The organism is Synergistetes bacterium HGW-Synergistetes-1, from assembly GCA_002839185.1.
Classification (GTDB): domain Bacteria; phylum Synergistota; class Synergistia; order Synergistales; family Synergistaceae; genus Caenicola.
In genome coordinates, this window is record PGXO01000010.1 from 137056 (window position 1) to 163615 (window position 26560).

Sequence of the window (26560 nt, forward strand, 5' to 3'; positions counted from 1 at the left end):
TTTACCTATATAAGCTTGCGGGGACGTCCTACAGTCTTCTTTTTCTCCCCTGTCAGTATCTCTTCCGCGGAGTTGGCCGCCCGCTCGTAGTACTGACTAAGTGACTGACGGAACGGCAGTTCTCCTCTCCAGAAAGGAAAGTCGTTTATGATCTCAAGTGCTGCGATTTGCCTTTCATTTTCTTCAATATTGTATTTGAATTCTGGAACTTCTTCCCCGTACCATTTGGAGTAAGAAGGACACTCCTCACCGTTTTTATATGTATCGGTGATGTTTTCAGCTGCATTGTCAGATCCTCCGCTTATAACTGAGCCATCCCCGTCTTCCCATGTCTCGTCCTCTTCATAATTGAGTTCTTCATTATCCCCGGATGTTTCAAGAGTCAAAAGGTTGATTAGACCCTCACGGTTGACCCCTCTCAGCTTGAGCAGGAGGAAGGGGTCATCGTCAAATACTTCGGCAAGCAGCAGAAGTACTGCTATGATATGTTTACATGGAACAGCATCGTCAGGGCAGCTGCATTTATAACGCCGCAGGGCGCTTTTGCTCGGAAAAAGCCCGGTTCCAGCCTCTTTGAAGACTTTTTCCATTTCCTCAGGCATCTCTCCCGCCAGAAGTGTGGCTGCAAACGATGATCTCTCCCTGAAACGGAAAAGAAGAAGTGCCTTCGCTTCCTCTGAGAGGATTTCAAATCCAAGCCTTATTTGGTAGGGTTTCTTTCTGGTTCCCTGCACTGATGCTGTTACAAGGCCGGGTTCTATATCAATATCGACTACCTGTCCCCGTCTTGCATAGCTCCTTCCTCTTGCAAGGCGCGCAGAATCAATGCTCCCTTCAAGGATCTCAATCCATCGTCTTGACCACCAGTTTGATCCATGGAAGCGGCCCCTGTTGACGCGGGATTTTATTCCTCCCCTGGTGCTAAGAGGTTTGGTATATGTCCAGGAAGTCCTTCTTCTATACATTTAGCCAATATCCTCCACAGCATCCCTGCTTAGTTTGAAAAGCTGCTTCAGTTCGCTGTCTGTCATCTCTGTCAGCCAGTTTTCTCCGTCAGATACCACAGAATCCGCTATATCTTTCTTTGATCTGATAAGCTGTTCGATTTTTTCTTCCAGTGTCCCCTTGCAGCAGAAATAATGTACCTGGACTCTTTCTTTCTGTCCTATCCTGTATGCCCTGTCTACTGCCTGCTGTTCGACAGCAGGATTCCACCACCTGTCAAACATCACCACATGGTTGGCACCGGTAAGGTTGAGACCGGTTCCACCCGCCTTGAGTGAGAGGACAAAAAATGGCGGGGCATCTTTCGACTCCTGGAACTTCCTAACCATCTCGTCCCTTTTTTGTCTCTCTACCCCTCCGTGCAAAAAGAGCGCTTCCCTTCCGAATGTCTCCTGTAGATAGCTCTTGAGCATGGCCCCCATTTCAGCGTATTGGGTGAAGATCAGCGCCCTGTCGCCAACGCTCAGCATCTCCTCTGCTATCTCAGTAAGACGGGCAAGCTTTCCCGAACGTCCGGCGATCTGGGACCTGTCCTTGAGGTAGAGTGCGGGATGGTTGCATACCTGTTTCAAGGATGTTATCGCAGAAAGCACGGCTCCTTTGCGCTTGATCCCGCTGGACCCGGTAAGATTAGCTTCCATGTGGTCGAGGACAGCTCCGTAGAGTGAGGCCTGTTCTTTGTTCAACGAACAGAAAACCTCTGTCTCTATTTTTTCAGGCAGGTCAGAAATAATGGTTTTGTCTGTCTTCAGCCTTCTAAGTATGAATGGTCCGGTTATTTTTTTGATCTTATGCAGTGCACTAGTATCTCCCGCCTGTATCGGACGCATGAACTCCCGGATAAATCTGGATTTGTTTGGCAGCAGCCCGGGCATCAGGAATTCCATGATCGACCACATATCCCCCACGTGGTTTTCTACCGGGGTGCCTGTGAGCGCAAAATGCCATTTCGCTTTTATGGCTCGAGCAGCCTTTGACTGCCTTGTTTCAGGGTTTTTAATGTTCTGCGCCTCATCGAGGATAACACCCGACCAGTCCGCTTTTTTGAATGTCTCGTTGTCCCTGTGAAGAAGGGAGTAGGAAGATATTACAAGATCCCTCCCCCTTACAGATTCTACAAATTTATCACCCCTCGGCCTCCTGGTCCCGTGGTGAATAAGGACAGAGAGGTCAGGAACAAAATGTTCGGCCTCCCTTCGCCAGTTCTCTATGACCGAGGTCGGGCATATAAGCAGGACCGGGTCTTTTTCTCCTCCATGTATCCTTGTTTTCAGCAGAGCCAGGGCCTGTACCGTCTTTCCAAGGCCCATGTCGTCAGCAAGACATCCGCCCAGACCTATCTCTGCAAGCCAGGAAAGCCATGAAAGACCCTTCAGCTGGTATGGCCTAAGTTCCCCGCAAAATCCATCAGGCTGCCTTATCTGCTTTATCTGTTCAGCTCCGGTAAGGATCGACCGTACTGAATCAAGCCATACTGAACCGGTAATGGCTGAGAGCGGGAGATCTCCTTTGCTCTCTCTGAACGATGAGATAAGGGCATCTTTTCTTGTAATCTTCCGAGGCAGTTTTTTGATGCCGTCCATTACCTTTTCAAGCTCGTCACGGTAAAGAAGGACCCATTTGCCCCTGATGTTCGCGAGAGGTGTTTTAAGTTTCCTCAGCAAGGAAAGCTCTTCTTCTGTCAGGACATCTTTTCCGATAGAAACAGACCAGTCGATATCCATCAGATCTCCCAGATCTATCCGGTTTCCGGCAGAGAAAACTTCTCCCTCCCTGATATTTCCCTTTACTGCAAGCCTCGGCCTGTCGGACGGAGCACCCCAAGTAGATGGGAATTGAACCTGTATCCCATGTTCCAGCATCTCAGGAACATGGTCATGAAGAAATACAATCAGCTCATCAAATGACATCGTGCAGCTGACCGGGGATGGTTCATTAAGACTTCTTGCTATAGCCGGGACAGAGGAGGATATCTGTCCAAGCAGCTGAAGCAGATACCTTCTGGGATTTGCTCCGGAAGTACGAAACCATTTTCTTTCAGCAGGTCCCGGACTCCATACTTTTTCAGCAGGTACAGTAAGTGTCTGATCCATTGCAGACTGCAAATGCCACGATAGTGTCCATGTTCCTTCCGCATTGCCTGACAACGGCTCTTCCAGCCTCAGAAAAAGTCTCCATGGCTGGTTTGTTACCACCCTCACAGAATCGGTCCACTCCTGGATCTGAGTACAGAGCGGGCCCATTTCATCATTCCACCTGTGAAGCGCGGATCTCGGCCAGGTAAGGGAACGCAGCCATATATCATGGGGGTTGGTCTGGTCGACCTGCTTTCCTCTTCTTCCGGGAACTGCCTGAGCTCTCCTTACTATCTCCTCAAGGAAAGCTTCCAATATTGAATCTGCAGTGTCTTGAGGATCATCAGGCTGCATCTTCTCGCTTGTCAGTGAAAAACTCCCGGTCACAGGAGGAAGGGAGTTTACGTAGGCTGAGTATCCATCCTGATATTTAGCCAGATGAAGAGGCCTCCATACTGAAAAGTAGCTTCCATCGGAAGATTCCATTCCCGGGAGATATGTTCCCCTCGTTACCATCAATGATGCATATTCCAGACCTTTTAGAACATATTTCAGGTCATTGCCCCATAGGAGACCGGGAACGGGCAGCTTTTCCCTGCTTTCCTTGATGAGCTGGAAGAGGGCGGTAAGCTCCTCGTGAGTAATGTGGAGGGCTTCGACAGAAAATCTTTCTACCGATGGTTCTCCGCTTATTTCAGGCAGTTCACCCAGCAGGGGCGATGAAGGAATAGGACAGCCGTTGTATGCAGGCAGATCAACATAAGCAACTGCCGAGGACTCCGCCGGAATCCTTCTGCTGTGGCGTATCCCGGCTGTCTTCAATATGTCGTGTACCGCCAGGCTCCCTGCATCCCAGGGCAGCCTTGGTATCCCGGAAACGGAAGAAGCCGGTGAGCTGATCAGTTCACCGGATCCGAATGAACACTCCCCCCATACAAAAAACCTGTTATCAGCGTATGAAACATGTATAACTATCATTTTTCACTCAATACCGCAATGATCTTTAATCAAAACAGCTTCCGCCAATAAACTCCCTGAGTATCGAAATATTCGGGACATCGTCTGACGGTATTACAGGAACAAAACTTAGTATCGAAAGAAGCCTCTGTGCTTCGCCATAAGCAGGGGAATCCTCTTTTACTGAAGCCAGCAGGGGCTGTACATAACCTTTGAGTACCGGAAGCTCATACGCAAGCGAAGTATTGAAGAGCGTATCGGCATTTTCCTGATAAGGGAAAATATGACGGTGTGAGCCTTTTACTACTGAAGGCCACTGAATAAGGGTCATTTCAGGAGAGTGTCCTCTCGTCCTGTAGTCGCGGAGCATGCGCCTTAGGAGCCTGGTGTCTGTCGTCCCTATCCTGTTGTGCATGTCTATCGCCGCTCCGGTCAGAGGGCATATGAATATTCTATATTTATTGTCAAGTGGGATACTTTCAGAAAGTTTGTCGTTGAGTCCGTGAATGCCCTCTATCACCAGAAGCTGATCATCAGCAAGTTTCAGTTTGTAACCCTTTTTCCTCTCCCCGGTAATAAAATCGAACTTCGGCACATCGATCTCTTTGCCCGCAAGAAGCGCAGCAAGATGTTCGTTGATAAGGTCAAGGTCGAGTGCTTGAAGTGCCTCAAAATCAAAATTGCCATCAGGATCTCTGGGCGTTTTCGACCTCTCTACAAAATAGTTGTCAAGTTCAAGAGTAGCCGAGTTTATGCAAGAAGCCAGAAGCTGTACACGGATACGCCTTGAAGATGTCGTCTTGCCTGAGCTTGAAGGACCCGCAAGACAGAGCAGGCGGACTTCCGGCCTCTCTGAAATATGTGCTGATATTGCACTGAGTGTCTTGGTATGCAACGCTTCGCAAACCATTATGAAATCACGCGATTGTCCGTTGGCCACAAGATGATGTATGTTGTCCATCGTTGCTATCTTCAGATTGTCAAGCCACTTTGCATATCCCTGGAAAAGAGCAAAGGTTTTTGCTGATGTTTTGAATGGCTGTGTTTTTGAAGGATCTGCGAAAGATGGCCCTGAAATGAATATCCCGCCTTTGTAGAGATGCAGCTCAAATACCGGTACGATCGCTGCGTTGTCTGCGAGGGCGCCTCCGAAAAAGTCATATATTCCCTCACATCTGTACAAGACCACAGGATCATTATTGACCCAGCGGAGAAGCCTCTCTTTGTCAATGTATCCCTGGGCGTACATTATCGCACGGGCCTTATCATTAGAGAGTTCCTCCCTGACAAGATTGACCCCTTCTTTGACCATCCTGTGCATTTCTGCATGGATGGACTTTTTCTGTTCATCAGTGACAGGACCGTCAGGGCTGTCATAAAAGTAGGAAAAATTCATCGACTGACGAAGATGCAGCCTAATTCCGCATACCCTGGTAGCCGCAGATGTGAGCATAAAGGAGATCGTCCTGAGATATACCTCAGCTCCCTCGATAGTATCGTATGTTATGAATTCCAGCTTGGAATCCATGTCTATCTCCCATGATAGCGGGCGCTGGACCCTGTTGACCCTGCATGCCACGACCCTGTCTTTTTTGGAAAAATCGGTCCTTGCGAGCACCTCCCTGGCTGTTATGGGAAAATCGCTTTTTATCTCTTTCATGTCGTTGAAACTTATAGTTAAACTCATCCTTAATCCTCCCCGTGAGGCCCGTCCCAGCTTCAGATCTTTGCCGGAGCTTATAAGTTCGACACCGAATTCAATATACTAAGTTTTTAAAATAATTCCAAACACAGAAGTTCATCTAAACATATTATCATAAAAGCAGAGAAGCAGGTATTAAAAAAGGATGAATTTGAGAAATAAAAAGATGGTTGGGGCAAAAAACAATCGGGTCCGACGCTTTGGCTCATCGGACCCGATTGTTTTTTTCTGTTATGTCCTGCAGCAGATCGGTTATTTTACTGTCAGCTTTTCTATTACTACCTTTTTCAAAGGGCGATCCATTGAGTCAGTTGGAACCTTTCCTATCTTCTCAACAACGTCCATACCCTCTGATACGTGTCCGAATATCGCATGTTTCCCGTCGAGCCACGGACATGGGGCAAGTGTGATGAAAAACTGGGATCCGCCTGAGTTGGGTCCTGAGTTCGCCATTGAGAGTTTTCCGGGTTTGTCATGCTTCAGTCCTTTGCCGAACTCATCCTTGATACTGTAGCCCGGACCTCCCATTCCCGTACCCTGCGGGCAGCCTCCCTGGATCATGAACTCGTCTATAACACGATGGAATATTATCCCGTCGTAGTATTTTTTCTTGATCAGGTCTGTGAAGTTTTTTACAGTGTTTGGGGCAAGATCGTTATAGAGTTCGATTTTGAATGTGCCCATGGATGTTTCAAAAACTGCAGTCTGCCGTTTTGCAGCAGCCTCGGCCTCCGCTGCCGAAGCTGGGTTGGCAGAGAACGCTTTCAGGAACGCGGATACAGCGATAAGGAATGTTAGTATGGCTATTATCTTCAATATTCTTCCTCCAATGTCGTCTTTTTTGATTTTTGGACCCGCAAATTCTAACATTTATATCTCTCCTCAGCCACCCTCAAGTACGCTGAAAAAATATATACATATATTTCCCCTTTGTTTGGCACGTATTTTTCTGAGCGGTCAAAATTTAATCTTTACACGATATTTTTTTATGAAATCAGTGGGCATGTAGGACATTTTCGCCTCTCTGAGCCCCGGGTCGTTCATGTCCTCTTCCCTGTTAGCGACAGCAAGTTCGGGATGCTCTTCGATCATGTGGCACATAAATTCTTTGTTTATCGCCTGATATGCCGCTCCGTATTCGAGGCTTGCCTTCTCAAAGTGCACGAATATAGTGTGACATGCCAATTCTCCAATCGTGTAGGCCGCGATATTACCGGAAACCTCAATGACTCCCCCTACGATACGGGGGATTCTTTCCCAGTTGCTGAGTATCCTGAGTATGCCGTGGTTTTCCTGAAGCAGTCCTTTGTCAGTACAGCCGTTGTTGGCCTGGCACCATGCATGCTGGAACTCCATTACCTCCGGGATGATCCCCGGTGTTATCGGTTTGAAAATATAATCAAAATTTTTGCGGAACTGGTTTACCCTGTTGCGTTTTTTCATGAACCTGTTTCCGGGCAGCATTGCCAGATCCCTTATGTCATAAAGATATTCCCAGCTGCCCCTCATGTCCTGGGCATCAAGTCTCTCTCCAAACTGGAATTTCCAGAGATCAAGAAGTTTTTCCGGCACGAGCCAGAATTCCGCTTCTTTGCCGAATCTTTTTTGAATTATCTCCGCCCAGTCATTCCGTTTCCATTGCCCCAACGGAGCAAGGTCGTAATCCCGTGGAACAGTCTGTCTTATCCAGAGAAGATCCTCATCATCTTCCCGGGCTGTCTGGTATCCGTAGTCTCCGGCCCATCCCCAAAGGATCGGGAAACTGTAATCAGATGCTCTCTGGCTTGTAATTTTCCAGTAATTTTCAAAAAACGAGATGTCTTCAATTTGAATATCCCGAAACTCAAGCAACAAATAACTACCTCCGTTCTGCGCACTTCTAAAGATTAAACCCCTTCTGATGATTTTGCCAATAGCAAAAGAGCGTAAATCTGTTACAATTTTGCAGTAGCTTCAAATAAAAAAAAAGGATCGATCGACTTGATAAACGATAACTGCGGCAACAATCAAGAAAAATGTCCTGAGATAGTTCCGGAAGAACAGACGGGGATGACAAAGGAAGAACAGGAATGGGGCCTGAAAAAAGAACATCGCCCGCCTGTTCCAAGGTATGTTTTTGGAGTTATCGCGGCCGTCATACTGGTTGTTTTCCTCGGAGGAAGCTTATGGTATTACAGGACAAGCGTCCTTCCTGAAAAATATTATCAGCGAGCATCTGCCCAGTTCAAACTTGAAAACTACTCAGAGGCCTACCTGCTTTATGAAAAAGTGCTGAGGCTTCGCCCCGAGCGTAAAAACATCTTATATCAGATGGCATTCTGCCTCGAAAAAACCGGCAAGACGGATGAAGCCATAAGCCATTATGAAGAACATTTGAAAATTCTTCCCGGAGACGGGAAAGCGCTTATAAGATCAGGCTGGCTTTATACCCAGAAAAACAACTTTGAAAAGGGGCTCCCGGCTCTCAAAGAGGGTGCCGCAAAACTGAAGGATCCATATGCATGGGCCCTTGTAAGCGAGGCTGCAATAAAATCTAAAAATATAGAGACCGCTGTCGAGGCTCTTGTTAAGCAGACAGAGCTTTTCAAGAAACCTGAGCAGGTGCTTACATGTTCAAAGATGCTCATGGACCTTGGGGCATGGAAAGAGGCTCTCAAAGGCTATGAAAGGTTCTCTGAGCTAGCCCCCGATGACAGAAGGGGACTTCACGGGGCTAATGCAGCAAAAACTATGCTTGGATGGCCAACAGACCCGAAACTGGTTATCAGACCAGGCAAATCGATTGGAATGATTGAGATCGGAGACACTAAGGAAGAGGTAAAGAGCAAACTGGGATCGCCTGAGGCAAAAGAATTCAGGAAGGTCGGCGGTAAGTCGATCCTTGCAGATGACCACGCAGAAATCTGGACCTACAGCAAAACTATGCCAAAAAGAGGCTTGCGTATAATTTTCCTCAACGGCAAGGTCCGCGAGGCAGAGGCCCGGTCAGGAGAATACAAGACTGAAACAGGCCTGGGACTGACAAATTTCCTGCTCCCCAAGAACGCAGACAGGCTTGAATGGAGAAAAGAGGGAGACGGCAGAGCTGTAGTCTGCCTTGCCAAGGGCGGCGGGCTTACCTTTTACGCAGCCGGGCTCAACAGCGAGGGCACGGATGCGAAGTACAGGAAGCTTCGCGTACATAAGGGCGATTCTTCAATAGACAGTGTTGAAGGCTTTAGCCTTCTTGAACTTTTCAACTAGTTCGGCTGTATATGTAAAATAGTTATTTTGAGCTTAATATTCGCACTGCCTGCATCGCGTCTTTGGCATAGTGATCCGCTCCCACGTATTCTGCAAGGGAGTCTGTAAGGACAGCTCCGCCTACTATGACTTTCACCCACGGGCACTCTTTTCTCAGGAGGTCAATAGTGGTCTTCATGCTTGAAACGGTGGTAGTCATAAGGGCGCTCAGCCCAACTATCTCTGCGCTGTTTTCCTTCACTGCCTCGACTACCTTCTCGGGAGGAACATCCTTCCCTAGGTCTATCATCCGGAAATTGTAATTTTCCATTATCACTTTAACTATATTTTTCCCTATATCATGGATATCGCCTTGAACTGTGGCGATGACCATCTTTGCTCTCACTTCCGATCCGGCCGAGCCTTCTTTGGAAATAATCCTTCTGAGCAATTCGAAGGAGGCTTTTGCCGCCTCCGCTGACTTAATCAGCTGAGGAAGGAAGATCGTCTGGGATTCGTACTCTTTGCCTACCGAATCAAGGGACGGGATGATCTCATTCTCGATAATTTCCAGCGGACCCATTTTCGACAGAAGGGACTCTGTGGCTTTTTCCGCCTCTCTCTTCAGTCCGTGTTTTATAGCCTGCGGGAGGTCAAAGGATCTCTCCGTTCCGGCCTCTTTCTTAGGCTGCATTTCATGTGATCCTGAATATTCAGCAATAAATCCTGCAGCCTGGGGATCTTTGCCCATCAACACCCTGAATGCTGCAATAGCCTCTCTCATGCCTTCGTCCCCAGGATTCATTATCGGAGCATCAAGCCCCTGCATAAGAGCCATTGTAAGCATGGTCCTGTTTATTATCGGGCGTGAAGGCAGTCCGAATGATACATTGCTTACTCCAAGCACGGTTTTCAATCCAAGCTCTTCGCGGACCATCCTGACAGCTTTAAGAGTCTCTGCCGCCTGCTCCTGCTGCGCAGACACAGTCATTACAAGACAGTCGATCAGAACGTCCTCTTTGGGAATGCCTATCTTCTGGGCCTCTTCCATAATGTTGCGTGCTATCCTGAGCCTTCCTTCGGCAGAAGAGGGTATCCCATCGTCGTCCAGAGTCAGTCCCAGTACCGCGGCTCCATATTTTTTCACTATGGGGAGAATTTTTTGAAGTGATACTTTTTTGCCGTTCACAGAGTTTATAAGAGGTTTGCCATTGTAGACCCTCGCTGCCTTCTCCAGCGCATTGGGGTCGGATGAATCCAGCTGCAGCGGGAGGTCTACAACAGACTGGATCTCAATGACTGCTTTTTTTAGCATCTCGGGTTCATCTATGTCGGGAAGCCCCATATTGACATCAAGGATATGGGCTCCCTGTTCCTGCTGGCGGATCGCCTCTTTCAGCACATGATCCATGTCCTTTACGCGCAGTGCTGCCTGCAGGGCCTTTTTGCCGGTGGGGTTCAGCCGTTCCCCTATTATTACAGTATCGTCTCCGAAGAAGACTGATCTCGAGGGTGAACATACTCCCGTTCTGAGGAGAGGCCTCTTTCTGAGCGAAGTTACCCCCTTCAGGCGCTCTTTTACAAGCCTGATGTAACCGGGGTCTGTTCCACAGCATCCGCCAACGATGACAGCCCCCTCTTCTACAAACTTCTTGATGTGATCGGCAAACTCCTCCGAGGTAACATCATATCTTGCTTCGCCATTCTCAAAGAGGGGCAAACCGGCGTTCGGCTGCACCATAACAGGTATACTGCTTGCTCGAAGCAGCCTTTCAACTATCGGGACAAGCTGCTTGGGACCGAGAGAGCAGTTCACACCAAGGGCATCAGCGCCGAGAGCCTGCAGAGTAAGTACCATCGATTCGACAGTGGCTCCAAAGAAGGATGTGCCGTTTTCTTCAAAACTCATAGTAGCAAGAACGGGAAGGTTTGAATTTTCTTTCACCGCAATAAGAGCCGCCTTAAGTTCATAAAGGTCGGTGAAGGTCTCAAGAAGTATGAGATCCGCTCCCGCCTTGCTTCCTGCCCTTACTATTTCAGAAAATACCTCAACTGCTTCTTCAAAGGGAAGGTCTCCTGTAGGCTGCAGCACACGGCCGCAGGGTCCGATATCAAGCGCGGTATACTTTTTCTTCCGGCATGAAGCAGCTTTCTTTGCTATCTCGACAGCAGAAGAGACCAGATCCGCAAGAGAGCGGCCTGTCTTTTCTGCCTTGTATCTGTTGGCACCGAAAGTATTTGCCGAGACAACATCGCATCCTGCGTCAAAATATTCATCATGGATGGACCTGATGATCTCGGGTGAGGTAAGATTGAGCAATTCAGGGATCTCGCCTCTTTTGAGTCCCCGCTTCTGAAGCATGGTCCCCATCGCCCCGTCAAAAATTATGGTTTCATTTTCATTTATTCTGAATGTCACAGGAGCCACCTCTTTTTTTATATGCACAGCTTTCTCTCATGGAGCACAAAGTGCATTCCTTGCTCCGGCCAGTTTTTATCTCTGATATTCCGATCACTGCTGTTACTGATTTCATGGGCACCAGCATATCTGTTCCTGTAAGTTTGAGACCTATCCTTCTGTCCGCGCTGAGTGCCAAAATTATCTTCTGCGACTCTTCAAGAGGGACATCGCCGTATCCGGGGCTGAAGCGCATCGTAAGGTGCTCTTCAGGGGATATCGACCTGATGATCTCGCTTTCAGCCAGGTCGGTCACTCTCTCTATTTCGGCTGATGCACATGCATCAAGGATCACCGCTTCCGACATATCTTCAGCCTGCGATCTTCTCAGCAGCATATCGACCCCGCTTCCGATGGTAACCGCTATAAGGACAGCTTTTTTACATCCCCTGCAGATATTTGCAAGATCCCTGCCGTGTATGAAAAAAGTTTTATCGAAAAGAATGCCGGAATCAAAGACCTCAATATCGAAAAAGGCAAAAACCGACTTAGGCGCCGAGGCTTCGTTGATCCTTTGGTACTGTACGGCGATCCTGCTCAGGATCTCCGGAATCATTTTATCTTCAGGGATGCCCAGCAATATTGCTGCTTCTTTTATGGCAGGATCATGAAAATTATCAGCCACGCTTTACTCTCAGCGAATAAAGGATGCCTCTTATGTTTTCTGATATCCTCTTTGCTATGTCGGGCTGATTCATTGTATAGAGATGGATGCCGTCCACCCCGGTCGAGAGAAGGTCAACTATCTGGGCTGTTGCGTATGCTATACCCGCTTCTTTCATTGCCATGCTGTTGTGGCCGAAGGCCCTGATTATTTTCTGAACCTTTTCGGGAACAGTGGCGCCGCACATCGATACCATTCGGCTTATCTGCGAAGATGAGGTTATCGGCATTATGCCGGCAACTATCGGAGTATCTATTCCTATCGACCTTGCCTGGTCCCTGAATCTGTAAAAGAGTTCGTTGTCAAAAAAAAGCTGTGAAATTAACACATCTACCCCGCAGTCAGCTTTTTCCTTGAGGCAGTGAAGATCATCCTCCACCGAATATGCCTCTATATGTTTTTCCGGGTAGCAGGCAGCAAAGATCCTGAAATCATATTTTGATTTGATATAGCTGATAAGATCTGAGGCGTACCTGAAGTCTTTAAGCTGCTCGCCTTCGGCAATGTCTCCCCTGAGGGCAAGGATGTTTTTGACCCCGTTCTCTGAAAGTGTCCTCAGGACCGGATCCACCTCATCTTTTGAGTTCCCTGCGCAGGTCAGGTGCGCAAGGGCAGGAATGGCATAGCTGTTCTGTATCTGAGAGGCTATCTCAACGGTATTCTCGCGGCTGGTACCGCCTGCGCCGTATGTCACGCTGATGAGGTCGGGAGCCAGGCTTGCAAGGGCATCCACAGTAGCGAATATAGAAGCGAGATCCCCCGAGCCCTTAGGCGGGAAGATTTCAAAAGTCATCGTTGGCCTCATCTGTTCAAAATAATCTCTCATCACTGATCCCCCCGACACAGGTATCTTTCAACAATAATTGCCGCACCGTCGCTGTCATTCCCAGGAGCTGTCTCATCTGCCGCAGCCTTCACCTGAGCAGAGGCATTGCCCATGGCTACGCCATGTCCCGCCCACCTGATCATTTCCGTATCGTTGACCCCGTCACCTATCACCAGCACATCTTTTGAATCGACGCCAAGTCTTTCTGCAACAATTGCAAGTCCTTTGGCCTTGTTGACATCCGGATGTGTTATCTCAACAAAAGCTCCCCACGATGTTGCCGTGTAGATTCTGCCATCAAAATGGGACTTCGTCTTCTCTGCCATAAGAGCAAAATTTTTCTCGTCAAGCGCGATACCCAGAAGTTTAGTGGAATCCACTTTAAAATCCCAGAAACCTTCCCCCAGAGAGACCGGCGGTATTTTTGATATCGTTTCGTAGAATCTGCTCCTTGGATCGCTTCTGTCTATTACATAGAGCCTGTCGTCGCTGTATATCTGTATGTACCAGCCCTCTTTCCTGTAAAAGGAGACCACCTCGGCAGTCAGCTCTATTCCAAGACCCTTTTCGAGCAGGATCTCCTCTGATACAGGATCGCGCACTATTGCTCCGTTGTAGAAAATGCATGGCGTACTGATGCCTATCTCTTTTATCACAGGCAGGGCTGAGGGATACATCCTTCCTGTCGCAACTACAACAGGTATCCCCAATGAAATCGCTGATCTGAGCGCGTTCCTTGTCCTTGTCGAAAGCTCACTTGAACTGTTTAAGATCGTGCCGTCCATGTCGACGGCTATCAGTTTTGGATCGAAGATGCTCATATCGCAAAGACCGCAAGGGAGACTATCTCCGCTGCAACAGCAGAGGCGCCAAGCACATCCCCGTTGACTCCGCCCAGTTTCGAATTCATCCAGCCGGCCATCCCAAAACCTATCAGAAGGGCGGCAACTGCGGAAATGATCCATCTGAAAGGGGCAAAGGGAATGAAAATAAGCAAAGATACCGCGGCAGTGAAAAGATCATAGCCTGTGTATGTATCCACCCAACCTTTTCCCATTCCGCTCTCCCATGGATATATGCCTTTATAGGCGGCAGAGCATGAGGCAAACCTTCCTGAAGCGGCGGCGACAGAGCAGGCCGCAAGCACCTCTGAGTTTTCAACGGACCCAAGCATTGAAGTCCACAGGCCAAAGGCGAGTATCAAGCCTGTCACACCATAGGCCCCGATCCTGCTGTCCTTCATGACGGAACGCAGTTCTTCGCCCTCTCTGCCTGAACCAACGCCGTCCCACAGATCGCCCCACCCATCCAGATGGAGAGACCAGCCGACGGCTGCGTAGAAGAAGACCCCTATCCAGAGCGATCCGGGGGCCCCGATCCCCAGTATATCGGACAGTCCAATTACAAGTCCTGTCATCAGGCCCAGAATGCCTCCTGCGACCGGAGCAAGAGAAAGGATCCTGTTGCCGGAGGGCATTTTTGCGGGCCACCATTTTTGGGGCATAGGTATCCTGGAAAAGAGGGTCCATGCAACAACGAACCGGTCCCTTAGGTCAAACCCGAATTTGTCACTTTTTATCTCTTCGGTGAATCTTCTCAGATGATCCTGAAATCCGTTTTTATTCATTTCCAACAATGATCCTCCATACCGCCTTTCAGCCAGAGAGGATAACCCGCCACAATAAGCGCAGCTCTGTCTGCCTTTGAAGCACAGAGCTGGTTCATCCTTCCCTGCAGATCTCTGAAACGCCTGCCCATCTTGTAGGATGGGACAAGGCCAAATCCAACTTCATTGCTCACCATTATCAGATGAGTGCCCTTCGGAGGTAAAGAACAGAGATCTTCCGTAAGAGCTCGTATCTGCGACTCCCTGGCCTGCCATTCTTTTTCAGAAGCATCCTCGGCAGCATCACCCTCTAGAAAGAGGCGGGTGAGCCAGAGTGTAAGGCAATCAAGCAGAAGCACCCCTTTGATCGTCTTTGTTGCCTGACATATCTCGTATGGGTCTCCTTCAAAGGTCTTCCATCCGGCCGGTCTTCTTTTTTTGTGCATTTCGATGCGTGCCTGCATCTCACTGTCCTGTGCATCTGCGGCAGCAAGGTATGTAACAGCAGCATGGGTATCCATTGCAAGTTTTTCTGCAAAGGTACTTTTCCCGCTTCTTGCCCCTCCAAGGATGAGCGTTATCTCAGATCCGAGTGCTGAATAGTCTCTAGTTCCCAAAATCTATCCCCTGCAGTATGTTGCCCAGCGTCTGTTCTATTATCTGTCCCTGGAAGCTGTCTTGGGGATAGCTTACGCCCGGGCCGACAGGTATTTCAAATTTAAGCCTGAATACGGTGTCCCTGGCTGAGTAGTCCTTCTCATTCGGATCACTTGCAGATTTGGGTATGAGATTTCTAGGGCTTGTCATTTGTTCAGATTTATCTACCCTTACGTTGTTGAATTGAGGTGATTCCATCGTGCCGTTAATATTCATCGTAACAAAACGGAAATCTGTTCTGGTAAATCCTGAGAGGACTCCACCCAGGAAGTTTTGCAGCAGGGCGCTTTTGTCAAGCTCTCCAGTATATTCCATGCCTACGTTGATGATCCCCTGAAGCGCACCAAGCAGTGCGTTCAATGCCCGTATGTTCACCTTTCCCATTGCGAAGAGGCTCATCTCTTTTTTATTATTTACCAGGCCGTCAAGCATTACATAACGGTATACCTGATCTCCCGGAGGCGCGACAGCCTGGCTTCCTGGAAGTATCGTCAGGTATCCTTCATCAATGGTAAATGCGCTTTGAAGCGTTTTAAAAAGTAATGGTTTACCCTTTGTATATTTTTTTGAAGCCTCAACAGCTTCGAAACCTGAAATTTCTCCGTTTCTCAGGAAAAGGACACCGGCAGCGTCTACCGTACTCATCCTTCCGGTTTCTCCGCCTGCCCTGATCTTGAGATCTCCTTTTCCGGAGATAGACCCCGTAAGGGACGGGAAAGCCTGTTTTATCATTGGGGCCACATCAGCGCTCAGAACAGTGAGGTTTCCTCCCCACGTACTCTTGTTTATATCCATCGCGAGTCCGCCTGAAACAGTTCCGCCGTTTGTCTCAGCTTTTACGTCTTCCATAACTGCATAGCCATCCGAAATATAAAAAGGCGCATTGACATTCTTTATCCTTATTCCGAGAAACCTCATCCTTTCTGAGGAGAAAAAACCCTCTCCTGCGAAATTGTCGACTTCTCCCTTCCCGGCAAACTTGAAGTTGACATTTCCGCCAAGCCTTTCCCTGAACTGTTCCGGAAGGTAGACGCCAATTTGCTTGAGATCTATTCCTACCCCATTGGTATCAAGGACTCCGTGCCACTCTCCGTTTTTAAGGAATACCCTGCCTTTTGCAGAGAGCTCGCCGGTTTTCAGTCTGGCCTTTGCCTCAGAAATATTTACGTCTGTCATGCTGCCGCTAATAGCGACATCCACCATGGGCAGCAAAAACCCCCTGTACCTGAAGGGAGCAAATGTGCCGCTGCCCTTGTAAAGAGGTTTTTCGAGCGTTCCCGATACTTTGATCTCGCTCTTGATAAGTCCCTGCACGCCCCTTACGACCGGCAAATGCCTCCTGAGAAGTTCATACATGTTTATGTTTTCCGATGAAACCATAAGATTCAAAGTTGAATCAGAAAAAGGTTTCCCCTCTGCTGAGTTAGTTATGCTGCCGCTGATGTTATGCTTTCCCCTGAGAAATTTTATGGTCGCTTTGTCGATCTTTATTCCTCCGGTATCTCCTTTGATACTCGCCTGTACCTCTTCAGAGGCGAACTGATGCCATCTGACACCATCCGAACGTATATCAGCGCTCCACTTAAGACCGCTCCCGTCATCGGCGATCTTAAGTTCACCTGAACATGGCCCGTCCATATCCTGGCCTGCATTAAACAGGTCATTAAGGGCAGAAAGATCCACCTCTTTGATCCTGCCCTTCACATCCCACTTAAGGGGAGATGAATTCACCCCGTCCTGGCCGGTCACAGGCAGGGTGACCTTGCATTTAAGGTCAGCACTTCCCCGTCCGGTCCTTGCTTCCATCTTGCTGAAGTCTAGCTTCCCTGAGGAATAAGTCATCTCTGTGTAAAATTTATCCACATTAAGTCCACTGAAACTGCCTTTTGCTGCCCTCAACTTTAAGAGTATTTCCGGTGAATCGGCTTTCCCCTTGAGAGTCCATGATCCGGCGGCATCGCCGGAGATACCCATTGTCTTGAAGAATTTAACGGTATCGTGGAACTTATTCAAAGAGGCGTTTTTTATCGTTCCGCTTAAAGAGAACTCCTGGGTACCGTTGGATTTCTTTACAGTGCCCGAAGCGGATATATGCGCCCCGTTCCACAGAAAGGAAGTGTTTCTCAAGGTAAAGGAGCCGTCTGAAAGATCATACTCCGGCGATAATTTCACACTGATAAGCGTTCCTATGTCTTTTATCTTGGCAGAAGAAGAGTTGATATTCGCTGTGACCTTCATGGCATTGATCTTGCCTCTGATAAGCGCAGAGACATCCGCCGTTCCGTTAAGTCCGTATTTTCCCAGCTCTTCCACAGCCTTACTGAGCTCTTCCAGCCTGATGGACTTTGCATTGAGTTTCAGGTCCACCGGTACTCCCTCTGCAAAGCTTACCGTGCCTGTAATACCTATCTCGCTGCCTTCGTTGAGGGCTGTAAGATCAACCCTGCCTGACGGTTGCCCATCAAAAACAACCTTTCCCTGCAACGATGTGAATTTCATCTTATTGTATGACACGTTTGAAGGAGCAATTTCGATCTTTCCCACCAGCGCGTCGAGCGGACCTTTAAGATCAGCTTCAATTGCGGTGATGTTTCCCTTAAGCAGAGATGCATTTTCTGCTATCTCGTTCGGTATTTTGTCGGTCCAGTCAGAAAAACGAAGGTTTTTGGCTGCAGCCTTAAGCTCAAGATATTTGCCCGGCATCCTTGTATCGAGCTTGAGGACCCCGGTTATAGAAGACTCAAAAACCTTGCTTTCGTTTAAAGTTACATCCAGAACTCCTTCTTCGTATCTCCATTTCGCCGCTACCTCATCAAGCGATATCTTCCCCAGCACCGACTTTTTGAGGATACCCTCTCCCATTGTGAATATATCTTTTCCTTCGCCCTTCATTTCCATTTTTGCCGATAAAGTTCCGATCACGCCATATTTTGAAAAATCTGGGAATATCGAGGCAATTTTTTGGATATTCACATCCTTGATTTCAGCTTTGAAATCATGTTTTGGCCAGACAGCTCCCGAAATTTTGGCGGTACCCTCGTCAAGTTTCGCCAAAAAACCGTCAAATACCCAGTTTCCAGACTCTTTCTTTGTTATACCGTATATCGAAAAGGGGATATCTTTGAATTTCCCCTTCAGTGCAGGGGCGAACCATCTAGGTCCGCGAAGTTCCAGTGAACTGTCCTCAAGCTCAAGGAGTCCCCATTTTGAAGAGACTTTTACGTTGTTTAGTACTATTTTATCTATGGGAATATCTTTAGGATCCTGGCCCTCTATTTTTTCCGGGACCATCTTGAGCATTGAATCATAATCTGTGTAAAGTCCATCGATCACCAGGGTCGAAACACGTGGTGAATTTTTAAGGAGACTCAGCAAAGAGAGGTTTATCTCGATCTTGTCGATAGTAAGAAGCTTTTCGCCTGAACGGACAAGTAATACCTCTTCTCCCTTGAAACCCATTACAGGGTTCCCTGTAAGAGGGGACATCTGAATTTCAACATTTAGCTCATCGTGTACAGCACCGCTTATCTGGTCAACAACAAGATTGCCAAGAAAACTGAACTGTGTGATGACAACAAGCAAGATACTGACAACCGCAGTTGTCAGTGTAAGAATTATTCCTATTTTGCTGTTGAATGTTATTCGTCTCAAAATTGATTACACCCCTGCAGATGCAGATCCTTCTTCGTCAGTGTACGAAATTGGCTGCTATACCCAACTATCTGGTAATTCTACCATGTTTTGAACAGCGGATATATGCAATTACACTGTATATGACCTGTCTTAATTATAAATATTTACACATCTTTGAGAATTGCCGCCTCTGCTCCGGTATATTGTTCGCTCTTTTGATTTGCCTCCGGTTGGATCGTTTCATCGCTTTTCTCAAAAAAAGACCCGCTGCAAGAGCGGGCCTGATCCATTTTGAGATGATCAAATCGATTCAGTTGAGGTGGTATTTGCCCTCTATCCTAGTGGTCCCGGATCCGCCGAACAGTATCCTGTCGACATCTCCTTCCTTAAACCTCTTTATCCTTACAACATTTGGATCGTTCAGAGAGGGCCCCTGTTCTATTACAAAATCATCTTCCCACATTCCCTCATCCACCAGGTAATAGCCGAAGGCAGAATTTCCCGAGCCTGTAGCGGGATCTTCTAAATATCCATATTTTGGCGCGAATACGCGTGTACGATATCTGGCTTTCCCTGTACTTACATCATCTGAGAACACATCAACTATATCGAAATCTTTTTCCAGACAGAACTCTTTGAGCTTTTCCTGGTCGGGATATAAGTTAAGACAGTCCTTGAGTGAAGCCATGGGAACTATCAGTGTTCTTAGTCCGCCGTCTATGACCCGAAGCGGCCTCACTGCATCAAAAGCCGCAATAGGCGCACCCAGTGCTTTAGCTGTCTCATCAAGGCTTATACTGCGTTCCAGATACTCAGGCATTGGGGCCATGATATAAACCGAATCTTCGTCCCTCACATGGTTGAATACGGATAGCGTTCCCGCACGGACCCTGATCTTTAACTCTTTTTCGGAGAGCAGCCCAGGATCAGTCGAGATAAGGTCATACATAATGGCTATCGTTGCATGTCCGCAGAAAGCTACTTCGCATTCCGAGGAATAATACTTTAAGTCAAATTCTTTATCGCGCCTGACCGCAAATCCTACTTCGTTTACAAAACCTTTGAGTTCGGATGCGATTTTCTGCATCTCTTCTTTGCTCAGATCATCCGGCCTTTGCAAAAGGACATATCCGGCAGGGTTGCCCGAAGATGATCCCATAGTAAACGCATCGATTTTTTTGAAATCCAGTTTTTTCATCAAACAAGACTCCTTCAAATGGATTTTTGATCAATTAACAAATATCTTTATGGCCGCCGGAGAAAAAGATCTGACTTCGAAAAAGGTTTTATGTATAAAATATTGGCCTCATGCTGAAAGTATACTGCTAACATTGGATTTTGTTCGGGATGTCATCAAGTAAGATAGGGGAGCAAAAACTGAAAAAACATACATAAATCTTACGGAACAAAAAATCCCACCCCTAAGGGTGGGATGAAATATTCTGGTGGAGCTTAGGGGATTCGAACCCCTGACCTCTTGAATGCCATTCAAGCGCTCTCCCAACTGAGCTAAAACCCCGAAATCGAACATGGGCAATTATACTGATTAGGATAAATCGTGTCAATACTATCATAAACCCTATGAAAATACTTAGTGGAACAGGGAAAATGAATGCCTGCATATTTGCTTTCTTAATTTTGGCCGCCACGTTGATGTCCTCAGAAGCATCATTCGCAATTACAAAGGATGAGGTGTTGCCGCATATTTGTAAATCACTGGGACACAGCGTACCGAAGAAATATTTAACGGACCATGAGGGAAATCTGACGAATTCCTCGGCCATACGGCTTGCCCTGGAATCAATGGGATGGGGCTTTGTTATCACGGTCTACGACCAGATAACTATCCTGCCTGAGTGGAGTGATATGGACTCTATCACGGAAATTTCGAAAAAAATATCACCGCCACTGCCGTCAGCGATGACCGACCATCTTGAAAGCCCTTTTGCGGAGGAGAATATTAAGACCCTCACAGACTGGCTTGATTTATGCAAAAAGAAAGTCTCATGGAAAGATTCATTTTCTTCTGAAGGAACGACGCTTACCGTCTTTAAACACGGGATAGGCAACCCTGCCGGACCGGCCAACGGGGATCTGAAAAAAGGTATGAATGAACCGCTTTTCGCCGCGATGGTAACAGTCGACATGGATGCAGTGAACTGCCAGATAGCCACTGCCGTCATGGTGGGAGCTAATAAAGCGCCCCTTGCGACGATAGCGGTGGAGAACTACGGCGTAATAGGCGGCATCAATGGAGGGTATTTTGCAGGAGCTAAGCCTATAGGTGTGCTTCGCAGACAGGGACACACCGACAATGCAAAATTCTGGCCCCAACGTTCTGCTTTTGGCTGGAATGAGAATGGGGAGACGATATTCATCGACGGCAAAGAAGTCGCCAGCATCAGTTCTGACAGGCGTTTCGACAAATATACAGAGATGCTGCAAGCAGGGCCGTTGCTGCTTAAGAACGGAGAATATTCAGAGAACACAGAAAACATAAGAGAAAACGTCCTCAACATGCGTCACCCCAGAACGATCGTCGGAACAGACGGAAAACGGGTAATGTGGGCTGTCGTAGACGGAAGGGACAACATGCACAGTGTGGGTGCAACGATAGAAGAGACCAGAAAGGTCTGTAAATGGCTGGGAATGACTACTGCACTGAACCTTGACGGGGGAGGATCAAGTTCTCTCTGGTGGAGGGGAAATACGTTTTCACTCCCGAGCAACAGCAATGATACAGAACGTCCGATACCCTACGGTGTCCTGATCTTCCGGGAGGGTTCAGGCGTACGGCAATGACCAGCCTGATCCAGATCAGATATAGCAAGAAAAAAAGAGAGATCCCGCAGATACCAGCGGGGTCTCTCCTTTTTTTGCTTAACTCTTGTCAGAAGATCTTTAAAGCGGAACTACTTGAGTTCTACCTTTGCTCCGGCTTCTTCGAGCTTCTTCTTGATCTCTTCGGATTCATCCTTGGAAGCCTGCTCCTTCACGGTCTTGGGTGCGCCGTCAACGAGTTCCTTGGCTTCTTTGAGTCCGAGACCTGTGATCTCGCGGACAACTTTGATGACGCCGATCTTGTTAGCGCCGTGCTCAACGAGAACTACGTCGAACTCTGTCTTCTCTTCTTCGACTGCCGCTGCGGGTGCTGCTGCGCCCATGGGCATCATCATTGCGGGTGCTGCTGCTGATACGCCAAATTTGTCCTCGAGTTCCTTCACGAGCTCTGAGAGCTCAAGTACTGACATTTCTTCAATTGCCTTGATAATATCTTCACGTGTCATATTAATTCATCCTCCTAAGGATTATTTTTATTTTTATGCTGCTAGGCGGCTGTCTCGCCGCTGGTGTATACTATGCTGCTTCTTTTTTGTCCTTGATCTGCGAGAGACATGTAACAAGTCCCCTTGCCGGACCGGAAAGTACTGTGACGAGACCTCTGAGAGGGGCTGCGATCGTCTGGACGACCTGACCGATGAGAACATCCCTTGAGGGAAGGTCCGCAAGTGCAAATATCTGAGCCTGGGTGAGGATCTTTCCGTCCAGGATCGCGGCTTTAACTACGAGAGCTTCGTTGCCTTTCTCTTTTGAGAAGTCGCGGATCGCTTTGGCGGTAGATGCAACATCACCGTAGGAAAGCACGTAACCGTTCGGGCCTGAGTCGAACTCAGAAGCGTGGTTAATGCCTGCCTCCGTAAAAGCTATGCGCATGAGGGTATTTTTGCATACCTTCATTTCACCGCCGGCTTCACGGATACGTCTGCGGCAGTCGCTGATCTTCTTGACTGTAAGTCCACGATACTCGGTGATGAAGACTGCGTTGCTCTTATTGAGCAGTTCGACCAGGGAATCGATCATTTCACGTTTTGCTTGTGTTGGCATTCAATTTCACCTCCTGTTGATTTTGTGATCGGATGCCGGCAATAAAAAAGGCTTCCGTCACCCAAGGGAGTCCGGAAGCCATAATACGTGTCTTAATAAAGTTACAGGAACACGGTTATCCTTCGCAGACCTCGGCAGGAAATTAAGCGCATGCGCACCTGCTGTCTTGAGTCTAAGCTGTGAGATTATACAATAAGGAATAATTTTTGTACAGCATCAAAATAACTGAAGTCCCATCACAAAAGGACAAAAGAAACGCAAAAGAAATATCAAAAATTGGCATACCCTGATCAGAGGCGCTATTTTTGAAAAAAAACGGTCATTCTGTGCTGCGTAGGCAAATTATGCTTAACTCAAAAAATTTTTTTACATTTCAGCGTGTTCTAATGTACAATTATCAGCGAATAATTCCCGTACAAATTACTATGGAGGAGCTACCCTATGAAAAGACTGTTTATCTTTATCCTCACATGCATCATTATCTCTTTTGCTTCATCATCCATGGCAAAACCTGTTGCTGAAGAGTTCCGGAACAATGAATATGACTATTCGTCAATAAAGACCGTTCTCGTTATGCCTGTGATGTATGAAATTACTATACCTCCCTCTGAACCATTCCTTGATGAATCGGTTCAGCAGAAATGGAGAGAGCTCACATCACAAGAAAAGAGCGGATTCAGCTTTCTTGTAAAGACCCCCGAACAGATCATCGAAAGGGATGATTTTGTCAAAGGGACCGGGCAGACAGAAAAATTGAGCAGGGACAAGGCTGCGGAGAAAGCCCTTACCCTCTCCCCGGAATACGCGGATGCGATCATGACTGCAACTGTTACAAAGTGTGCATACACAACTCTCCACCATCCACAGGAATTTGTCTGGGATACACGTTATGAGAACCGTTCTGTTTATGTCAACGGCAAATGGGAGACCAGGAGCGTCCCGATAAGATACCAGAAGATAAAACCAGCATGGGATGAGACGTTCGCAGTCGGAGCAGTTAGACTTGAGCTTCGCAGTTCAAAGGAGAACACCCTGATATACGGAGTTAACGTGAATGCCACCACTGCTGAAGACCTATTTACACCGCTTCCAACTCTCACAAAACATATTACAAACGTCGTCGAAAACACAGCCAAAAGAGTGCCTAAGAAATAATTTCCCTGCAAGGTTTTTATAAACATGGGCAAAAAAAGGGGGACGCTGATGCGTCCCCCTTAACTGCATGACCGGTAAAGGTCAAATTTATTCTGCTGCTGCTACGTCTTTCTGAGCCTGAACAGGGTCTATGGATATTCCTACACCCATAGTCGTTGCAAGCGTTACGGTCTTTACGTAAGTACCTTTTACAGCGGCCGGACGTGCCTTTATTATAGCCCTGAAAAGAGCCTTGACATTATTATCAAGGTTCTCGACCGGGAAAGAAGCTCTCCCGACTGCGTTATGCGTAATAGCTGTTTTGTCAACACGGAACTCGATACGGCCAGCTTTGATTTCCTTAACAGCACCGGCAACATCGAACGTAACTGTGTTTGCCTTTGCGCTAGGCATAAGTCCACGCGGTCCGAGGACTTTGCCGAGACGTCCGGCTGATTTCATTATGTCCGGTGTGGCGATAACTGCATCGAAATCCATTCTGCCTTCAGCGATCTCTTTTACAAGATCTTCGCCTCCGACGATGTCCGCGCCTGCATCCTGAGCTTCCTTCTGTTTGTCGCCGAGTGCAATGACACACACTTTCTTTGTGTGTCCTGTCCCGTGCGGAAGGACTATAGTGCTGCGCACCTGCTGGTCTGCATGGCGGGGATCTACGCCTAGACGAACATGGAGTTCGAGGCTCTCGTCGAATTTAGCAGTTGCACATTCCTTCGCTATTGCGACAGCCTCTGAAATTGAATACTGCTTTGAAAGATCGACTTTTTCGAGCAGTGCCTTATAGCGCTTACCTTTTTTTGACATTTTTATTCCTCCTAGTGGTAATGTCGGAAGAGTCTGAGTCTTCCTCCCACATCCCGGTTTTTACCGGGAAGTCCCTTTACGGTAATTCTAACCTACTACTTCGATGCCCATCGAACGGGCTGTCCCTTCGATCATCTGCATAGCCGCCTCAATGTCGTTCGCATTGAGATCCGGCATTTTAAGGGCAGCAATCTCCTGGACCTGCTTCTTTGTTATCTTTCCTACTTTATCCTTGTTGGGGACTGCTGATCCCTTTTCCTTGCCGGCTGCCTTCTTGATAAGAATGCTTGCCGGAGGAGTCTTAAGAATGAAAGAGAAGCTGCGGTCTGCGTAAACAGTTATTACGACCGGGATGATCATTCCTACTTTGTCTGCCGTCTTGGCATTGAATGCCTTGACGAATTCCATTATGTTGATGCCGCGCTGTCCGAGCGCAGGTCCCACCGGCGGTGCCGGTGTCGCCTTTCCTGCGGGAAGCTGCAGTTTAAGCTCCCCAATTACTTTCTTTGCCATAGTACATGTTACCTCCTTGGTTTTGCTGCTTATGTAAAAGCCCATTTAGGGCGATTATTCTTTTGTCAATGTGCGTAATGCGAAACGAGAGCTAAAACTATCTATGATCAGATCTTTTCAAGTTCAGTATAATCAGCTTCAACTGTGGTTTCACGTCCGAACACTGATACGCTGAATTTGATCTTGCCCTTGTCAGCGTCGATCTCTACAACAGGACCTGCCTGTCCTGCAAACGGTCCGCTCTTGACCTGGATCGTATCTCCTACCTGGAAATCGACCTCAATCTTCGGCTTGGCCTCTTTGCCTAGCTTGTTCATTATCTCCTCTACCTCTTTGGGGGTAAGGGGGATAGGATGGTTTCCTGATCCGACAAATCCCGTCACTCCGGGGGTGTGGCGAACTACATACCAGGACTGGTCCTCGAGGATCATTTCCACGAGCACATAGCTCGGGAATATCTTTCTGCGAACCCGCTTCGTTTTGCCCTCTTTGATATAAACTTTCTCTTCAATGGGGACAAGGACACGGAAGATCCTGTCTTCCATACCCATAGTTGCGATCCTCTGCTCGAGGTTCGCCTTGACCTTATTCTCGTAACCGGAATAGGTCTGGACTATGTACCAGCTGCGTTCCTGTGTGTTCCCAAATATTTCGCTCATGCCTAAAAGAGGGCCGCAGCCCTCTTCACCTCCAGGTTACAGTCGAAACTCGAAAGCCGTTTCTGTTTCAGGCTATCGGACAATTTTGGAGAATACTCCCGTGAGAAGCAGATCTACCAGACCGAGATAGGCTGAAACCATGAAAGTTACCACAATGACTACAAGTGTGGAGTACCACATCTGCTGTTTGGTAGGCCATGTGACTTTTTTCAGTTCAGCTCTTGATTCCCGGATGTAGTCGAGGACTTTTTCCATCACCCCGACCTCCTCATTCTTCAACTTTGATATTTTTTAAACTCTAAATATAAACCAGAAAAAACAAAATGGCAGGCCTGGAAGGATTCGAACCCTCAACCCCCGCATTTGGAGTGCGGTGCTCTAACCAGTTCGAGCTACAGACCTGCGTGCGGAGGTTATTCTACCTTACTTGCACTCCTTATGCAAGGTGTGTTTATCACAGAACTTGCAATATTTCTTTTTTTCAAGCTTTTTTGTAGCCTTTTTTTTGTTCACAAGCGTCACGTAATTGCGGTGCTTGCATACTGTACACTGAAGACCGACGATATCCGCCATTATTCTTTCACTCCATACTAAAAAGTTTTTTAATGGGCGGCTGGGTTAGAGCCGCCCATGCTTACGACTGTTATTCTATTATCTCAGTAACGACGCCGGCGCCCACTGTGCGGCCGCCTTCGCGTACTGCGAAGCGCAGTCCGGGCTGCATTGCGATCGGTACGATGAG

At 47.7% G+C, this 26560-nt stretch carries 24 protein-coding genes and 2 tRNA genes; 3 read left to right on the plus strand and 23 right to left on the minus strand.

The window, feature by feature from the left end:
* Nucleotides 1-5: 5 nt before the first annotated feature.
* From CVV54_09145 to CVV54_09165, 5 genes are all read right to left on the minus strand, one after another.
* On the minus strand, nucleotides 6-965 hold the full coding sequence (locus CVV54_09145; protein PKL03852.1) for a hypothetical protein: 960 nt from the start codon (nucleotides 963-965) through the stop codon (nucleotides 6-8).
* The gene (locus tag CVV54_09150) at nucleotides 966-4058 is read right to left on the minus strand and encodes an ATP-dependent helicase (protein ID PKL03853.1); all 3093 of its coding nucleotides are present in this window, start codon (nucleotides 4056-4058) and stop codon (nucleotides 966-968) included.
* Nucleotides 4059-4083: 25 nt separating this feature from the next.
* Nucleotides 4084-5724, minus strand: a complete 1641-nt coding sequence (locus CVV54_09155; GenBank protein PKL03854.1) for an AAA family ATPase — start codon at nucleotides 5722-5724, stop codon at nucleotides 4084-4086.
* 267 nt (nucleotides 5725-5991) lie between these two features.
* Complete coding sequence (locus CVV54_09160) at nucleotides 5992-6609, minus strand: peptidylprolyl isomerase (GenBank protein ID PKL03855.1); 618 nt, start codon at nucleotides 6607-6609, stop codon at nucleotides 5992-5994.
* Nucleotides 6610-6696: 87 nt separating this feature from the next.
* Entirely contained in the window at nucleotides 6697-7680 is a 984-nt protein-coding gene (locus CVV54_09165) for a hypothetical protein (GenBank protein PKL03856.1), read from the minus strand.
* Between the two features lie 39 nt (nucleotides 7681-7719).
* On the opposite strand from CVV54_09165, the gene CVV54_09170 reads away from it, so the two are divergent.
* On the plus strand, nucleotides 7720-8982 hold the full coding sequence (locus CVV54_09170) for a hypothetical protein (GenBank protein PKL03857.1): 1263 nt from the start codon (nucleotides 7720-7722) through the stop codon (nucleotides 8980-8982).
* A 22-nt stretch (nucleotides 8983-9004) separates the two neighbouring features.
* Here CVV54_09170 and CVV54_09175 read toward each other — a convergent pair whose 3' ends face one another.
* From CVV54_09175 to CVV54_09215, 9 genes are all read right to left on the minus strand, one after another.
* Nucleotides 9005-11380: a homocysteine methyltransferase gene (locus tag CVV54_09175; GenBank protein ID PKL03858.1), complete on the minus strand. Its 2376-nt coding sequence runs from the start codon at nucleotides 11378-11380 to the stop codon at nucleotides 9005-9007.
* Nucleotides 11361-12044, minus strand: coding sequence for a hypothetical protein (locus CVV54_09180; GenBank protein PKL03859.1), 684 nt, complete (start codon nucleotides 12042-12044; stop codon nucleotides 11361-11363). The genes CVV54_09175 and CVV54_09180 overlap by 20 nt, the downstream gene beginning before the upstream one ends.
* Nucleotides 12037-12909 (minus strand): methylenetetrahydrofolate reductase [NAD(P)H], encoded by an 873-nt coding sequence (metF, locus tag CVV54_09185; protein ID PKL03860.1) that lies wholly within the window; start codon nucleotides 12907-12909, stop codon nucleotides 12037-12039. The genes CVV54_09180 and metF overlap by 8 nt, the downstream gene beginning before the upstream one ends.
* A complete protein-coding gene (locus tag CVV54_09190) occupies nucleotides 12909-13730 on the minus strand; it encodes a Cof-type HAD-IIB family hydrolase (protein PKL03861.1) in 822 nt (273 codons plus the stop codon). The genes metF and CVV54_09190 overlap by 1 nt, the downstream gene beginning before the upstream one ends.
* Nucleotides 13727-14542: a hypothetical protein gene (locus tag CVV54_09195; GenBank protein PKL03862.1), complete on the minus strand. Its 816-nt coding sequence runs from the start codon at nucleotides 14540-14542 to the stop codon at nucleotides 13727-13729. The genes CVV54_09190 and CVV54_09195 overlap by 4 nt, the downstream gene beginning before the upstream one ends.
* Nucleotides 14533-15132: a bifunctional adenosylcobinamide kinase/adenosylcobinamide-phosphate guanylyltransferase gene (locus CVV54_09200; GenBank protein ID PKL03863.1), complete on the minus strand. Its 600-nt coding sequence runs from the start codon at nucleotides 15130-15132 to the stop codon at nucleotides 14533-14535. The genes CVV54_09195 and CVV54_09200 overlap by 10 nt, the downstream gene beginning before the upstream one ends.
* A complete protein-coding gene (locus CVV54_09205) occupies nucleotides 15122-18823 on the minus strand; it encodes a hypothetical protein (GenBank protein ID PKL03864.1) in 3702 nt (1233 codons plus the stop codon). The genes CVV54_09200 and CVV54_09205 overlap by 11 nt, the downstream gene beginning before the upstream one ends.
* Nucleotides 18824-19115: 292 nt before the next feature.
* Complete coding sequence (locus tag CVV54_09210) at nucleotides 19116-20003, minus strand: PhzF family phenazine biosynthesis protein (protein ID PKL03865.1); 888 nt, start codon at nucleotides 20001-20003, stop codon at nucleotides 19116-19118.
* A gap of 245 nt (nucleotides 20004-20248) precedes the next feature.
* Nucleotides 20249-20324: transfer RNA gene (locus CVV54_09215), tRNA-Ala, on the minus strand.
* Nucleotides 20325-20911: 587 nt separating this feature from the next.
* Between CVV54_09215 and CVV54_09220 the strand changes: the two genes are divergently transcribed.
* Nucleotides 20912-21607 (plus strand): hypothetical protein, encoded by a 696-nt coding sequence (locus CVV54_09220; protein ID PKL03885.1) that lies wholly within the window; start codon nucleotides 20912-20914, stop codon nucleotides 21605-21607.
* Between the two features lie 110 nt (nucleotides 21608-21717).
* Here CVV54_09220 and CVV54_09225 read toward each other — a convergent pair whose 3' ends face one another.
* Nucleotides 21718-22092: a 50S ribosomal protein L7/L12 gene (locus tag CVV54_09225; protein PKL03866.1), complete on the minus strand. Its 375-nt coding sequence runs from the start codon at nucleotides 22090-22092 to the stop codon at nucleotides 21718-21720.
* Nucleotides 22093-22162: 70 nt separating this feature from the next.
* On the minus strand, nucleotides 22163-22690 hold the full coding sequence (gene rplJ, locus CVV54_09230; GenBank protein ID PKL03867.1) for a 50S ribosomal protein L10: 528 nt from the start codon (nucleotides 22688-22690) through the stop codon (nucleotides 22163-22165).
* A 441-nt stretch (nucleotides 22691-23131) separates the two neighbouring features.
* On the opposite strand from rplJ, the gene CVV54_09235 reads away from it, so the two are divergent.
* Entirely contained in the window at nucleotides 23132-23845 is a 714-nt protein-coding gene (locus tag CVV54_09235) for a hypothetical protein (GenBank protein ID PKL03868.1), read from the plus strand.
* Between the two features lie 87 nt (nucleotides 23846-23932).
* Here the strand turns inward: CVV54_09235 and CVV54_09240 are convergent, their stop codons facing one another.
* From CVV54_09240 to CVV54_09270, 7 genes are all read right to left on the minus strand, one after another.
* Nucleotides 23933-24646, minus strand: a complete 714-nt coding sequence (locus CVV54_09240; protein PKL03869.1) for a 50S ribosomal protein L1 — start codon at nucleotides 24644-24646, stop codon at nucleotides 23933-23935.
* A gap of 87 nt (nucleotides 24647-24733) precedes the next feature.
* Nucleotides 24734-25159, minus strand: coding sequence for a 50S ribosomal protein L11 (gene rplK / locus CVV54_09245; protein PKL03870.1), 426 nt, complete (start codon nucleotides 25157-25159; stop codon nucleotides 24734-24736).
* A gap of 107 nt (nucleotides 25160-25266) precedes the next feature.
* Nucleotides 25267-25818 carry a transcription termination/antitermination protein NusG gene (locus tag CVV54_09250; protein PKL03871.1) on the minus strand — a complete coding sequence of 184 codons (552 nt, stop codon included), beginning with the start codon at nucleotides 25816-25818 and terminating at the stop codon, nucleotides 25267-25269.
* Nucleotides 25819-25890: 72 nt separating this feature from the next.
* On the minus strand, nucleotides 25891-26073 hold the full coding sequence (locus tag CVV54_09255) for a preprotein translocase subunit SecE (protein PKL03872.1): 183 nt from the start codon (nucleotides 26071-26073) through the stop codon (nucleotides 25891-25893).
* A gap of 69 nt (nucleotides 26074-26142) precedes the next feature.
* A tRNA-Trp gene (locus CVV54_09260) sits at nucleotides 26143-26220 on the minus strand.
* Nucleotides 26221-26241: 21 nt separating this feature from the next.
* On the minus strand, nucleotides 26242-26391 hold the full coding sequence (rpmG, locus tag CVV54_09265; GenBank protein PKL03873.1) for a 50S ribosomal protein L33: 150 nt from the start codon (nucleotides 26389-26391) through the stop codon (nucleotides 26242-26244).
* 70 nt (nucleotides 26392-26461) lie between these two features.
* Nucleotides 26462-26560: hypothetical protein (locus CVV54_09270; GenBank protein PKL03874.1), on the minus strand; the 99-nt coding region annotated here is incomplete at its 5' end.

Excerpts from the sequence above, each read along its gene's own strand:
- CVV54_09150 (PKL03853.1), bottom strand. The coding sequence starts at position 4,058 with ATGATAGTTATACATGTTTCATACGCTGATAACAGGTTTTTTGTATGG.
- CVV54_09155 (PKL03854.1), bottom strand. The coding sequence starts at position 5,724 with ATGAGTTTAACTATAAGTTTCAACGACATGAAAGAGATAAAAAGCGAT.
- CVV54_09145 (PKL03852.1), bottom strand. The coding sequence starts at position 965 with ATGTATAGAAGAAGGACTTCCTGGACATATACCAAACCTCTTAGCACC.
- CVV54_09235 (PKL03868.1), top strand. The coding sequence starts at position 23,132 with ATGAAAAGACTGTTTATCTTTATCCTCACATGCATCATTATCTCTTTT.
- rpmG (PKL03873.1), bottom strand. The coding sequence starts at position 26,391 with ATGGCGGATATCGTCGGTCTTCAGTGTACAGTATGCAAGCACCGCAAT.
- CVV54_09160 (PKL03855.1), bottom strand. The coding sequence starts at position 6,609 with ATGTTAGAATTTGCGGGTCCAAAAATCAAAAAAGACGACATTGGAGGA.
- CVV54_09255 (PKL03872.1), bottom strand. The coding sequence starts at position 26,073 with ATGGAAAAAGTCCTCGACTACATCCGGGAATCAAGAGCTGAACTGAAA.
- rplJ (PKL03867.1), bottom strand. The coding sequence starts at position 22,690 with ATGCCAACACAAGCAAAACGTGAAATGATCGATTCCCTGGTCGAACTG.
- CVV54_09225 (PKL03866.1), bottom strand. The coding sequence starts at position 22,092 with ATGACACGTGAAGATATTATCAAGGCAATTGAAGAAATGTCAGTACTT.
- CVV54_09240 (PKL03869.1), bottom strand. The coding sequence starts at position 24,646 with ATGTCAAAAAAAGGTAAGCGCTATAAGGCACTGCTCGAAAAAGTCGAT.
- metF (PKL03860.1), bottom strand. The coding sequence starts at position 12,909 with ATGAGAGATTATTTTGAACAGATGAGGCCAACGATGACTTTTGAAATC.
- rplK (PKL03870.1), bottom strand. The coding sequence starts at position 25,159 with ATGGCAAAGAAAGTAATTGGGGAGCTTAAACTGCAGCTTCCCGCAGGA.
- CVV54_09250 (PKL03871.1), bottom strand. The coding sequence starts at position 25,818 with ATGAGCGAAATATTTGGGAACACACAGGAACGCAGCTGGTACATAGTC.
- CVV54_09220 (PKL03885.1), top strand. The coding sequence starts at position 20,912 with ATGAATGAACCGCTTTTCGCCGCGATGGTAACAGTCGACATGGATGCA.
- CVV54_09190 (PKL03861.1), bottom strand. The coding sequence starts at position 13,730 with ATGAGCATCTTCGATCCAAAACTGATAGCCGTCGACATGGACGGCACG.
- CVV54_09210 (PKL03865.1), bottom strand. The coding sequence starts at position 20,003 with ATGAAAAAACTGGATTTCAAAAAAATCGATGCGTTTACTATGGGATCA.